The organism is Hwangdonia lutea, from assembly GCF_032814565.1.
Classification (GTDB): Bacteria; Bacteroidota; Bacteroidia; order Flavobacteriales; family Flavobacteriaceae; genus Hwangdonia; species Hwangdonia lutea.
In genome coordinates, this window is the sequence record NZ_CP136521.1 from 2,439,762 (window position 1) to 2,453,655 (window position 13,894).

A 13,894-nucleotide genomic window follows, 5' to 3' on the forward strand; every position below is an offset into this window, starting at 1 on the left:
TACTATTTTATTATGATTTCATCTATAAAAAACCAGCCTAAATTACCAACACCAGCGTGACCTTCGGGAATTTCGCCTATGTTTTTTACCGTTAATTTTATAAATCTGGCTGCTTTATTTGTGTGAATGGAAAGGGTATCGGAAAAATTGTGTTTGTCATTAATTTTTTTGGAAATTTCAGATGGCATGGTTTTGCTGAAATTTACACCATCATTTGAAAAAGCAACTTCAAAAAACTTTGGGCTAAACACCCAATTTGAAGGGTTGTGTAAATAGCCAATAGTCACTTCTGAAATGACCTTCATTTCATTCAAATCTAAAATAAATTCCAAATCGCCTCCTTCTTGCCCAATCCATTGCCCCGAACCAAAATCTAAAAAGCCCCGTTTTCCGTCAATTAAAATTTCAATGTTTTTATAGCGGTTATTCAGTTTGGTTGTCGACTTTATTTTAGCGTTTATCCCCAGATGATTTAAAGGTTTTGTTTTTTTAGGAATATCGGTTTCAAACCCGTGTTCCCAAGCTAAATATTTGGTTTTAAGTGCTTCAACCATTTCAGGATATTGGGATGCTAAATTTTTCATTTCTGAAATATCATCATCTAAATTAGAAAGAAATAGAGCATCCTGTTCCAAATCTAATTTGCCTTTATTTGAGGTGTCTTTAGGATATCCCATAAGTTTCCAGTTGCCGTTTCTAACTGCCCATTGGTTACCGTATTTCCAGAAAGCACCAGTTCTTTGCGAAGCGGTGTTCGGTGTTTTAATCATTTCAGACAAATCTAAGCCATCAATATCTTTAGGTAAATTAAAGTTACAAAGTTTAGCCAGTGTTGGTAACCAGTCTATATTCATAAAAAACTCATGATTAACAACGTTATGAGGTAAATTGTTTTTCCAACTTATTATTGTAGGAAGCCTAATGCCGCCTTCAAACAAGCTACTTTTAGCACCGCGATAAGGTCCGGCATTTCCACCGCCATTAAAGGCTCGTGTTTCGGTTGAATGACCGTTGTCCGATTGATAAACAATTATGGTATTGTCCCGTATTCCGAGCATGTCTAATTTATCCATTAAAAAACCTATGCGTTCATCAATGGTTGAAATAAAAGCCGCATAATCACCTCGCGGTTTTTCAACATCTTTATAAAAGTCTCGCCATTTATCGGTGGGTTGATATGGGTAATGTGGCATGTTGATGGCGTAGTACATAAAAAAAGGTTCTTCTTTATGATCTTCAACATATTTTAAAGCCCTATCTGAAGCTAAATCCGGAAAATATTGACCGTCATAAAAAACCTCTTTGCCATTTTCGTATAAATCGTGGACATTGGGGCCTGCCCAAAAAAAGTAGTGCGAATAGTTATCGATACAACCTCGTAAATGCCCGAAGGAATAATCGAAACCTTGTGCATTTGGCGACGTTTCTGCACTCATGCCCAAGTGCCATTTGCCAATGTGCCCCGTTTTATAGCCATTGTCTTTAAACAATTCGGCAAGGGTATATTGTTGGTTTGGCATGCCATGGGAATTTGGAACGTGGGACGTGTTGCCTTCAACACCTGCATTTTGTGGATATTTACCAGTTAACAATGCCGCTCTCGACGGAGCGCACACAGGCGCTGCCACATAAGCTTGGGTAAAACGCGTGCCTTGTTTTGCAAGTTTATCAATATTTGGGCTATGAATATCTGAGGCGCCGTAGCAACCTAAATCTATAGCACCTTGGTCGTCGGTGTAAATAATAATAACGTTAGGTTTGTTTTGCGAAAAGCACTGCAAACTAATCCAGATGAAAATTAAACAGAGTTGTTTTTTATTTGGAAGAAAAATGAAATTGGCTCTCATAACGTATTCAGTAACTCATTAAAGTTATAAATAATATAAAATATTGTTATGGTTTTTTAGACCAATAACATAGCTATTGGTACAGATAGCAAAATTAATGAAGCTTTATAGAGCGCCAAAGCGGTAAATTGATTATACCTAGGGGATTATCTATTGCTAGTATAAGTTATTTAGGGTTCGTGCAAGTTACGTTTGGGTAGACCCATTTTCAAAAATGATAAAATAGTTAGAATTTAGGTTTAATTTTTTAAGAATAATGTTGCAGTAAAAAAAGCATTTAGTATTTTTGAAGTCGATTTACGGGATGTGGCGCAGTCCGGTTAGCGTACACGGCTGGGGGCCGTGTGGTCGCAGGTTCAAATCCTGTCATCCCGACGAAATGCATGTCAAATGACATTGTTGAAAATTTAATCAGTTTATTTTCAATATTTTATATTTTTATTGATTTCATTTGAGTCCATTTAAAGACATATATCAAGGTGTCCTATTAGGTGTCCTATTTTATAGGGGATAATTTCCTAAATTTGTTTATCTAATACTGTATCTGAATGGTGTTAGAGCGGATTTAAGTACCAAAAAATCTATTTAAGAGCATAAGTGGTGTTCGATTTCCCGTCGTATCAAACCAAGATTTTTCAGGAGTTGAATTGATTTATGATTGTTAAGAAGGCATCTATATCAATTTAGTAGATTGCCATAAACAACATTCTGATATTGGATGTGGGTTACTGCATGTTCAGTTAAATTACGATATATGAGTAAGGATAAATCTATTACTACATTTAAAGGGCTTATCAAATATCATAGAAATCACGACTTAAAAAACTTACCAAAGGAACTGTAAAAAATTATTTTTCTAAATAAAAACACCTTAATCGCTATATTTTGAAATAGGTTTCATCGAATTTAAAATAGCCTTAACATCACCTTCTGTAGTATCTGGGTTGATAAAACAGAATCGTGAAACGGTTTCAAAAGTTTCGCCTGTTTTCCATTTGGTAGGCGTTACCAATGCAAATCCTTTTTTGTGGTTTTCGTATGTCCAATGCGTGTAATCTTCGGGTTTCCATCCTATTCTTCGGTATAGCACACATGATAAACTTGGTGCTCGCACCAATTCTACATGCGGCATATTCTCAATAATGGCACCTGCAATTTGAGCTAATTCCAATCCGCGTTCAACCGCTTCTTTATATCGGTCTGTGCCATGGGTAGCCAGCGAAAACCATAATGGTAAGCCCCTAACACGACGTGTTAATTGGATTTGATAATCGGTTGGATTGAAACCATGGGCTCCATCATCCTTAAAAATATCTAAATACGAGCCTTGTTGCGAGTGCGCTTGTTTTGCCAATTCCGGTTCTTTATAAATCACGGCACCGCAATCGTAAGGTGAAAACATCCATTTATGCGGGTCTATAGTAATACTATCGGCACGCTCAACACCTTTAAACAACGGTCTTACCGAATCGGCAACCAAAGCACCACCACCATAAGCAGCATCCACGTGGAACCATAAATTCTCTGTATCACAAACCGAGGCAATGCCATCTAAATCGTCAATAATGCCCGCATTTGTTGTACCGCCTGTTGCCACAATGGCAAATAAACGTCTGCGTTGATGCGCTGTTAAATTATTAATAGTCTCTTGCAACGCTGTGCCGTACATAACATCTTCGGTATCGACTAAAAGAATATCGACATCGGCAACCTTAGCCATCGCTTTTATTGAAGAATGTGCCCCAACCGAGGTGATCACCAAACCTTTTTCAACTTTGTTTTGCTCGTTCAAACTGCGCCAATATTCTCTGGCCGTTACAATGGCCGAAAGGTTGGCCGCTGTACCGCCGCTTGTAAAAACACCAAACGCACCTTTAGGTAAACCCGTTAAGGATACAATCCATTCCATGGCTTCGTTTTCGCAAAAAATACCGCCGGCGCCTTCCATCCAATAAGCACCGTGAATGCTGGATGCCGATGTAATTAAATCGAACATAATGGCCGCTCGTGTTGGCGATGCGGGAACAAAGGCCAAATGCCTTGGATGATCGATAGGTACATTGGCTTTGGCCAAGTGTTTTTTCCACATTTTAAAGGCATATTCGCCACCAACGCCTTTTGGTGTAATGGTGTCACCAACTAAGGCTTTAAGTTCTTTAGCTTTTTTGGGTTTTCCGATTTTATGTTGTGTTGACGAAATTCTATCGATGGTATATTTCATAACATCCATGGTCATTTCAATCAAATCCATGTCTATTTTATGCATTGTTTATAGGTTAAGTATTAAAAACTCGTTTTTAAGAGGCTGTAAACCTTTAATTAAATTAGGAATAAGCGATTCGCCATATTCCAGATAAAACTCCGAGAAATTGGTGTTTCGCTCTTGCAAACTGCCGTTTGGGAATAGTGCTCTTTGAATGTCGCGCATTCTAGAAACTTGATCTGCCAATTGTTGTTTTTGTGCTTTTAACAAGCGTTTCTCTAAATTGTCAAGCCCCTTTAATTGCTTAACTTCTTGAGCTTTTACCGCACCCAAAAATGATTTATCGGTTTGTTCGGCCAATTGGTATAATTCTTCAAATTGTTTTTTGAGGTGTTCTTTTTGAGGTGAAAAATCGATGTCTATATCCGAAATCTGTCGTACTTTTTTATTGATAAACGCATCGGGTTTTAAGAAAATATCAGCTTTTGAAATATTGAGTTTATCAAGTTTTTCCTGTTGCTTTTCCGTTTGTATTAAAACCGAGTTACGCAGCAATAGTATTGGAAACGGTATTTTAACTTTATTATAATAATCTTTTAATTGAAACCAATATGCCAATTCCCCGCCACCGCCAATGTAGCACAGATTGGGCAAAATAACTTCTTGGTACAACGGGCGCATAATCACGTTTGGCGAAAAGCGCTCTGGGTGTTCTAAGAGTTCTTTTTGTATTTCAGTTTTGTCCCATGAAACTTCAGTGTTTAAGACTTTGTAAAGGTTGTCTTCAAAAACAATACGTTCACGTAAATTTTCTTTTAAATAGAACAGGTTGATTTCTCTTGGATTAACTTGAATTCCATAATCTTTTGAAAGAGCTTCATTTGTTTTTGAAACCGATTTATATGAGGTTTGATTCAGCAATTCATCTTCCATAAAAGGTATAAATTGCTTTTTTAAATCGGCGTGATTCGCATCAATAATCACCAAACCATAAGCCGCAAATAAGGCATTGGCCAAAAAACGTGTAGCATCCGTTAAGTTACTGTGTTTTAAATAGGCATCTTCAAATAAGCGTTTTAAATAATCGGCATTTTTACTGTGCCCCAATTCTTTTGAAAACAACTCAAAAACCCCATCCAATCCATCGGTTTGTAATTCGCCAACAGCGCCTTTTGACTGGTGGTTCCACTGTATTTTTTTGCCCTTAAAATTAAAATAATTGATTTCTTCAAAATCATGATCTTCGGTCGCCATCCAATACACAGGCACAAAATTGTTTTTTGGATAGGCTGCCTTTAATTGTTTTGAAAGATTGATGGTTGAAATGATTTTATAAAGAAAATACAGCGGCCCAGTAAATAAGTTTAATTGATGCCCCGTTGTTATTGTAAAGGTGTTTTCGGCTTTTAGCCATTCAATATTTTGAAGGGTTTGCTTTGATGCTTCAATATTTTGGTACTGCCTATTTAAACTTTCTACTAAAACAGTTCTCGACTGCGCTCGAACAGACACCTGTTTTTCTTCTATTTGGGCTTTAAAATTTTCAAGATTTGGAAAGCGGTTGTAAAACGGATTTAATTCGGTTTTTTCATCTAAATAATCACATATTAATGATGAAAAGTAACCAGTATCGCGAAACGGAATATAATGTTGATGCATGTTGAATTAAAAAATTATGTAAATATACAGTTATTCCAATTTTATCATTCTAAAAAATACGTTAAAGCATTTGGCTTTAATTCTATTTCAAGAATTCAGTTTCCCTATCAATATACATCATTCAATGTATTTTTAACAATAAAATGAAGCGGATTCATTCAAATTTTATTAATTTCACATGGCATCATCAAAATAAATCAATCATGAAAAATCAGAAATTCGCCTTAATTTGGTCAATAATACTCCTTTCTTTTTTGAGTTGTAATAAATCCGGCATTTTCGATGAACCCGATATTGGTGATGCTGGACCGCGAACTTATGAAGATATTCAAGACGATTTTAGCAACATCGATTTTGAAACTGGAAACAATGATATCTCTTTAGAAAACCTTAAAAATGATACTTGGGATTTTAGGGTAATTATGCCCGATGTGGACTTTACAAATAATAAAAGACCACTTATTATTACCTTACACGGTTGTGCTGCTTGTGGCGACTCGCCAAATGCCCATAAATTTACGGAGTGTTTAGCTGAAACGGGCTTTGAATCGCTTGATGCTATTATAATCAGTCCGAATAGCAATGCGATATTATGGCCAACACTTGATAACAACGAACAGGTTTTGGCCTTGGTAGATCTAGCATCAACCTACCTGCCGGTAGACACCAATAAAGTGGTGATACACGGCTATAGCGATGGCGGCAACGGCAGTTGGTTTTTTGCCGAAACCCAATCCGGTATATTCTCTGCATCCATCCCAATGGCTAGTCAATACAACACAACAAACAACGGTGTGGGCAGAAAAATACCCATTCCAGTGTATGTTATTCATGGTGAAGACGATGCCTTATTTCCCGTCGAAAATGTTCAAAATTGGGTAAATGCCAGCATCGATTCCGGTAGCGATATTACTATGGTTGTCGCCCCTGGCTTAACACATAACGAACCTTGCGAATACGCATCTTATTTACAAGATGCCGCAGATTGGTTGGTAAATCATGTTTGGAATTAGCCTAAACAGACTACATACTTAATTCATTAGATTTTTTAGTTTTGACAATGATGATTGACCCCTAATAAAGCTAATAAAATACAGATGATTGAATCATTCATTTTGTTTATTGTTTATCTGATTCTATCATATCGTTATTTCTTCAAAAAAAATAATTTATTCAAAAAAACACATTTCAGATGCATTGATTTTCTAATTCAAATTTTCTATCAAGCAGTAAATAATATCAAGTTTTTTTAGGTTAGGCAAGCATTTATAAATTGAGTAAATTAGCGGTTCATTTATACAGTCATTTTTTTATGAAACATTATTTTAGTTGTTTTCTGTTTTTAACCTTCTTGGTATTTACAATTAGCCTCAATTCTCAAAACATTAAATCGCCTTCTCAATTTTTGGGCTACGATTTAGGCACTCAATTTTCAAGACATCATCAAGTGGTCGATTATTTTAAACAGGTTTCCAACCAACTTCCAAACCAAGTAAAACTTGAAACATACGGCCAAACTTACGAACGCAGACCGCTTATGGTTGCTTATGTTTCATCTGAAGAAAATTTACAAAACCTTGAAACCATTCGTCAAAACAACTTAAAAAACATTGGTGTAAATGATGGCGCTCCCATCAAAACCGATATTGCCATTGTTTGGTTAAGTTACAACGTACACGGTAACGAAGCGTCGAGTAGCGAAGCCGCTATGAAAACGCTTTACCAACTTTTAACCGAAAAACAAGATTGGTTGCAAAACACCGTAGTCATTATCGATCCGTGCTTAAATCCAGATGGCCGCGACCGCTATGTTAATTGGTACAACAAAACGGCAAGTACACCTTACGACATAAACCAACAAGCCAGCGAACATAATGAGCCTTGGCCTAGTGGAAGGCCAAACCATTATTTGTTCGATTTAAACCGGGATTGGGCTTGGGCAACACAAATCGAGACAGCTTCTAGACTAAAAATTTACAACAAATGGATGCCGCATATTCATGTAGATTTTCATGAACAGGGCATTAACGAGCCTTATTATTTTGCACCAGCGGCCGAACCTTTTCATGAAATAATTACCAATTGGCAACGCGATTTCCAAACGCAAATTGGTAAAAACCATGCGACATATTTCGATAAAGCGGGCTGGCTTTATTTTACAAAAGAACGATTCGATTTGCTCTATCCCAGCTATGGCGATACGTATCCAACTTACATGGGTGCCATTGGCATGACGTACGAGCAAGCGGGACATGGGCGAGCAGGATTGGGTATTATAAATGATGAAGGCGATGTTTTAACGCTTATCGATAGAATTGATCACCATACTACAGCAGGTTTATCAACCGTTGAAATAGCCTCAAAACATGCTAAAAAGCTAAATACTGAGTTTCAAAAATTCTTTGATAATTCAAACTTAACATACAAAAGCTATGTTTTGCAAGGTCATCCCGATAAAATTGAATCCTTAAAAAATCTGTTGGATAAACACGAGGTTTCTTATGGTATCGCTCAAGGCGGAAAAGTTAGTGGGTACCATTATAATACCTCGTCGTTAGGGCAAATAAATACTACATCAAAAGATTTGGTGGTGAGCACCAATCAACCCAAAGGCAAAATGGTAAAAGTGCTTTTTGAGCCAAATACCAAACTAAGCGATTCAATGACTTACGATATTACAGCTTGGAGCTTACCTTATGCCTACGGTCTAAATGCCGTGGCCAGTAAAAACTTGGTGCAATCAATTCCTGGAAAACAAGTTAAAGTTAACAATACCCTTAGCAAAACCGCAACGGGATATATTGCAAAATGGAATCATTTAAAAGATGCTGAATTTTTAGCCGATTTATTAAAGCAAAATATAAAAGTACGATTTACTGAAAAGCCATTTAAAACCGTAGGAGAAACTTTTAACAGCGGCTCTTTAATTATGGTAAGAGGTGATAACGAAAAAGCAACCGATTTTGATAATGCCATTTTAAAAACGGCAAATAAACACAACCGAAAACTAACCGCTGCACCAACTGGTTTTTCAACAAATGGTCCCGATTTTGGATCGCCCGAAATTAAAATAGTCAACAAACAAAAAATTGCGATGCTTTCGGGCAAAGGTACATCATCGTTACATTACGGTGCGCTTTGGCACTTTTTTGAAAGGCAATTACATTACCCGGTTACCTCCATAAACACCGAGAATTTCGCGGGTTTAAACCTCAGTAAGTTTGATGTTCTCATCATTCCCAGTGGCCGTTATTCAAGAATTTTAAACGAAAAAGGTTTGGCAAAACTAAAATCGTGGGTGGCCAAAGGCGGAAAAGTAATTGCCATAGGTAATGCGCTTAATGCCTTTGCAGATAAAAATGGTTTCAATCTAAAAAAGAAAGAAACCGATAAAGTGAATGAGGATAATAGCAAACTAATCCCGTATGCCGATAGAGAACGCGACGCTATAAAAAACCTGATTTCCGGTGCTATTTTTAAAACAAAAGTTGATAATACGCATCCCATGGCTTTTGGTTACGATACCAATTATCCGTCACTTAAAGTTAGCAGTAACTCTTATAAATTAATGGGCGACAAGCATTTCAATGTGGCCTATCTTGGCAAAAACCCAAATAAAATTTCGGGGTTTGCAGGGAGCAATGCCTTAAAAAAACTGGACAACACACTGGTTTTTGGAGAAGAACGAATTGGTAAAGGCAGCATGATTTATATGGTTGATGATGTTATGTTTAGAAGTTTTTGGGAAAACGGAAAACTGTTTTTAGTCAACGCCATTTTCTTTGTAAATAATAATGCGGTTGAATTGTAATTTACATGTCGCATAAGTGTCAAAATGAAGGTTTTAAACGGTCTTAACTTGAAAAAGTAAAATATGAAACCACTTTTCTACTCCCTATTTTTACTGCTAGGTTTCAGTGTTTTTTCCCAAGAAAAGAAACAAAATATCTTATTCATTATTTCCGATGATTTAACTGCAACAGCAGTCTCATCGTACGAAAACAAAGCCTGCCACACACCAAACATCGATAAATTAGCTTCAGAAGGTATAAGATATACCAAAGCCTATACGCAATACCCGGTTTGTGGGCCTTCACGAGCATCCTTTATGTCAGGTTATTACCCAAACGCAACCACAACTTTTGGCTATGTTAGCGGCAGAAAAAACATAGGAAATGAAAGAAAAACTTGGTCGCAGCTCTTTAAAGACAACGGTTATTATACCGCACGAGTGAGCAAAATTTACCACATGGGCGTTCCAATTGATATTGAAACCGGCGCGAACGGACAAGATGATGAAGCCTCATGGACCGAACGTTTTAACAGCCCGGGGCCCGAATGGAAGGCGATTGGCGATGCAGAATTGGTTCAGGGAAATCCTGATGGTGCAATAGAAAGAAAGGGCGGAAATGTTATGACGATTGTAAAAGCCGATGGCGACGACTTGGTGCATTCCGATGGAAAAACAGCTAAAAAGGCCTCAGAACTTATTAGAAAACACAAAGACAAACCCTTTTTTTTAGCGGTGGGTTTTGTAAGACCTCATGTGCCTTTTGTGACGCCTAAATCTTATTTTGAATCCTATCCTTTTAACGAAATTATTTTACCCAAAAAAGTTGACGACGATTGGGACGACATCCCAAAACGCGGTATAAACTACGTAACAAGCCTTAATGCAAAAATGAGTTTAGAGCAAGAAAAAAAGGCCGTTGCGGCATATTACGCATCGGTTTCGTTTATGGATGCTCAAGTTGGCAAAGTGCTTAAAACACTTAAAGACGAAGGGTTGGAAGACAACACCATTGTTATTTTCACTTCCGATCACGGGTTCCATTTAGGCGAGCATAGTTTCTGGATGAAAGTGAGTTTGCACGAAGAGTCCGTTCGCGTCCCGTTAATCATTAAAGTTCCCGGTAAAAAAGCAGCCGTTTGTCATTCTTTTGTTGAATTATTGGATTTGTATCCAACCATTGCCGAACTAGCGGGTTTAAAACCATCAAAACATTTACAAGGAAAAAGTTTGGTAAAAACGATAGACAACCCTAAAAAGAAAGTTAGAGATATGGCTTTTAGTGTATCGCAAGGCGGAAAAAGTTTTTTATTACGGAATGACAAATGGGCTTATATTCAATATAACGAAGATGCCTCGGCTGGCATTGAATTGTTTGATATGGAAAATGACCCTAAACAATATACCAATTTAGCTGAAAACCCTAAATACTCTAAAATTGTTAACCGTTTTAAAAAGAAACTGGCTAAAAAACTTAAAGCGGTTAGAACGAATGATTTAGAGATTAATTACAGTAATTAACAAGCTACCGTATAAGTTGATTCTTATCCGTTTAAACTATTGCAATTTGGGTCACATTGGTGTTTCACTTTATGACATTTATCATTTTATATCACTCTTCTTATAATCATTTTTGTATCATGAAATTTCGTCGAAAAAATTCAGTAACGCGATAAATGGTTATGGTTTATGACAAAAAGTGATCGAAAAAAAAGACAGCCTTTAATTTATTCTTGCTCTGGTTGTAGCAATGTCGCGCAATTAGCTAACGATATGGCATTGCAAGCCAATGCAGACGGTTTAGCTGAAATGTCGTGTATTGCGGGCATTGGTGGAAAGGTTAAAGCTCTGGTTAAAAAAGCACAATCCAACAGACCAATTATTGCTATAGACGGCTGTGTTTTACAATGTGCCAAACATTGTCTAAATGGCGTAAACATTGAGCCTACAGAACATATTATTTTAACGGATTACGATTTTAAAAAGAAAAACGATAGCACATTACATTTGGAAGACGAAATGAAAACCTACAACCTTATTGCCGAAAAAATAAAAAACATAACCCCGTAAGCTTTAAGTTTTGTTATAAAACTCAGCCTCAAAAATATTAGAGAAATGTTTTAGTAGTTTTTCTTTAACCTCAGTTTCATCAACTAATTTTTGGGCCAACTCCACGTTTAAAGAGGTAACCGCTTTACCGCGAATACCGCAAGGAAACCTGAAGCTAAAACAATTATCTCAACACTTACACTAAGAGCGATTTTATATTAAAAAATGCTTAAACAAACGCACCATATCCACTTTCTTCTTCTGGCATTTGTATTTGTTGCAAATATTAATTATTTTCGATAATCTACTGATTATTAGTAATTAAAGCGAACTACTTTTATTACTCCCATTTTTTTTACGCATCGCTTTAAAACTTTCGTACATATTACCGTAAATGAAAGTATTGTGATTATTAACATTAAAAAAACAAAGCCATGAAACTAAAATTAATCATCATTATTTGTGTCTTCTTTGGATTAAAATCCTTTTGCCAAACCGTAGATTCCACCCAAATGCTTAACGAAGATCTAATCACTAAAAAAGTCAAAGAAGTTATTGGCGAAAATGAATATATACGTGTTCCTTTAACTAATTTTGAAAATGACATCCAAAGCAAGATTTCCGCCACTATAAATAAAAGGATAAACAACCTTATTGGTTTTCTGGTTGCCATAATTGGTATTTTGAGTGCCTTGTCCATTATTCAATCCAATAGGTCCAGAAACATATTAAAAGAACAGGTTTTGGCGCAAATAAGTGCGGACCTCAATTCAAAAACCGTGGAGTCTCGCGAGTTTTTTGAAGGGATTATAAACTCTAGGTTGGAGGATATTGAAAAGCAACTTTTGGGAAAACTGGAACTACAATATAAGAGCAATGTAGAAAACATAAAGAATGTAGAAAATCAGCTGGAGCAATCTAAATCTCAAATTGCAAAAGCCGAAGATTACCTTATAAACATTGAGTTTGAGTCTCTTAAAAAAATGCTTCGAGAAAGAAAATATGACTACGCCATAACCTTAAAAAGGTTAACAACCTTATTAAAGGATGTTGAGGATAAGAAAAGAAAAGCTCTCATTCCAGATATTGTAGATTTACTAACCTTAATATATTACGATTACAAAAATTATAACGAGGTAACCGATTTGATAAACAAATATGAAGGTAAAATAAAATTTAAATCATCATCGTATGTTAACGCTGCACTTACGGGCATTTACGATTACCATAATTACAACTCCGTTAACCAAAGAGCTCAAGCCCTTATCTACCTCGATAAATCCTTAGAGCTTATTCAGGGCTACGGTAGCGCACTTGCATTAAAATTAGAAATTTTTATGATGGATTACCTAAGAGCTGAAGAAGACAAGCAAAAAGACCAAGCTATAAAGGATGCAAAAAGTGTTTTTAACAAAATATTGAAAAGCGAATCGGGCGCGCCCTCGTACGAAACCATAAGTAGATTGACTCGGGATTCTAAATTAGCATCTTATAAAAAATATTTCGATAAGTTGAACGAATTATTCGCCGAAGAATTAAAACAAATGCAGCTAAAAGCCGACGAATACAGTAAAAGTATAAAGAAGTAAATATGGTAGGTCAATAAAACACTATTTCTTTTTATTAATAAACTCAGCCTCAAAAAGAGTGGAGAAATGTTTTAGAAGTTTTTCTTTAACCTCAGTTTCATCAACGGTTTTTTGAGCCAACTCCACGTTTAAAGAGGTAACCGCTTTACCGCGAATACCACAAGGAATAATATTATCAAAATACCCCAAATTAGCGTTTACGTTTAGCGCAAACCCATGCATGGTAACCCAACGGCTAGCCCGAACACCCATAGCGCAAATTTTACGGGCAAAGGGTGTGCCAACATCGAGCCAAACACCTGTTTCGCCAGGGCTACGTTCTGCTTTTAAACCGTATTCCGCCAAGGTTAATATTATCATTTCTTCTAAAAAACGCAGGTATTTATGAATGTCTGTAAAAAAGTTTTCCAAATCTAAAATAGGATAGCCAACCACTTGTCCCGGGCCGTGATAGGTAATATCTCCACCGCGATTAATTTTATAAAAGGTTGCGCCTTTTTCGGTAAGTTGCGCTTCGTTTAATAGCAAATTTGACAAATCGCCGCTTTTGCCTAAAGTATAAACATGCGGATGTTCAACAAACAAAAAATAATTTTTAGTATTTAAACCCGCTTCTTCACGCCTATTTTTAATTTTCGTGTCTACAATACCTTTAAACAATTGCTCTTGATAATCCCAAGTTTGCTTATAGTCTTTATAGCCTAGATCCTGCAGTTCTATAGTTTTATTCATAGACTGCAAAATTACAATAATTTAT

The 13,894-nt window shown here is 36.4% G+C and carries 9 protein-coding genes, 1 tRNA gene and 1 pseudogene; 6 read left to right on the forward strand and 5 right to left on the reverse strand.

Annotated features, from left to right (window positions below; genetic code table 11):
- Positions 1 to 2: 2 nt before the first annotated feature.
- Positions 3 to 1,847, reverse strand: a complete 1,845-nt coding sequence (locus RNZ46_RS10605; protein WP_316982176.1) for a sulfatase-like hydrolase/transferase — start codon at positions 1,845 to 1,847, stop codon at positions 3 to 5.
- Positions 1,848 to 2,147: 300 nt separating this feature from the next.
- Here RNZ46_RS10605 and RNZ46_RS10610 point away from each other — a divergent pair.
- Positions 2,148 to 2,222, forward strand: a tRNA-Pro gene (locus tag RNZ46_RS10610).
- Between the two features lie 496 nt (positions 2,223 to 2,718).
- Here RNZ46_RS10610 and RNZ46_RS10615 read toward each other — a convergent pair.
- A complete protein-coding gene (locus RNZ46_RS10615) occupies positions 2,719 to 4,113 on the reverse strand; it encodes a pyridoxal phosphate-dependent decarboxylase family protein (protein WP_316982177.1) in 1,395 nt (464 codons plus the stop codon).
- 3 nt (positions 4,114 to 4,116) lie between these two features.
- Positions 4,117 to 5,709: a bacillithiol biosynthesis cysteine-adding enzyme BshC gene (gene bshC / locus RNZ46_RS10620; protein ID WP_316982178.1), complete on the reverse strand. Its 1,593-nt coding sequence runs from the start codon at positions 5,707 to 5,709 to the stop codon at positions 4,117 to 4,119.
- A 203-nt stretch (positions 5,710 to 5,912) separates the two neighbouring features.
- Here bshC and RNZ46_RS10625 point away from each other — a divergent pair, with 203 nt between their 5' ends.
- The 4 genes from RNZ46_RS10625 (at position 5,913) to RNZ46_RS10640 (ending at position 11,569) form a co-directional block, all read left to right on the forward strand.
- A complete protein-coding gene (locus tag RNZ46_RS10625) occupies positions 5,913 to 6,722 on the forward strand; it encodes a carboxylesterase family protein (RefSeq protein WP_316982179.1) in 810 nt (269 codons plus the stop codon).
- Between the two features lie 299 nt (positions 6,723 to 7,021).
- Positions 7,022 to 9,520 (forward strand): M14 family metallopeptidase, encoded by a 2,499-nt coding sequence (locus tag RNZ46_RS10630; protein ID WP_316982180.1) that lies wholly within the window; start codon positions 7,022 to 7,024, stop codon positions 9,518 to 9,520.
- Between the two features lie 63 nt (positions 9,521 to 9,583).
- Entirely contained in the window at positions 9,584 to 11,020 is a 1,437-nt protein-coding gene (locus RNZ46_RS10635) for a sulfatase (protein WP_316982181.1), read from the forward strand.
- Between the two features lie 168 nt (positions 11,021 to 11,188).
- Positions 11,189 to 11,569: a putative zinc-binding protein gene (locus RNZ46_RS10640; RefSeq protein ID WP_316982182.1), complete on the forward strand. Its 381-nt coding sequence runs from the start codon at positions 11,189 to 11,191 to the stop codon at positions 11,567 to 11,569.
- Between the two features lie 3 nt (positions 11,570 to 11,572).
- Here the strand turns inward: RNZ46_RS10640 and RNZ46_RS10645 are convergent.
- A pseudogene (locus tag RNZ46_RS10645) lies at positions 11,573 to 11,728 on the reverse strand (lipoyl(octanoyl) transferase LipB); the annotation flags it as partial.
- A 254-nt stretch (positions 11,729 to 11,982) separates the two neighbouring features.
- Here RNZ46_RS10645 and RNZ46_RS10650 point away from each other — a divergent pair.
- On the forward strand, positions 11,983 to 13,137 hold the full coding sequence (locus RNZ46_RS10650) for a hypothetical protein (protein ID WP_316982183.1): 1,155 nt from the start codon (positions 11,983 to 11,985) through the stop codon (positions 13,135 to 13,137).
- Between the two features lie 21 nt (positions 13,138 to 13,158).
- On the opposite strand, the gene lipB is transcribed toward RNZ46_RS10650, so the two are convergent.
- Positions 13,159 to 13,869: a lipoyl(octanoyl) transferase LipB gene (gene lipB, locus RNZ46_RS10655; protein ID WP_316982184.1), complete on the reverse strand. Its 711-nt coding sequence runs from the start codon at positions 13,867 to 13,869 to the stop codon at positions 13,159 to 13,161.
- Positions 13,870 to 13,894 lie beyond the last annotated feature (25 nt).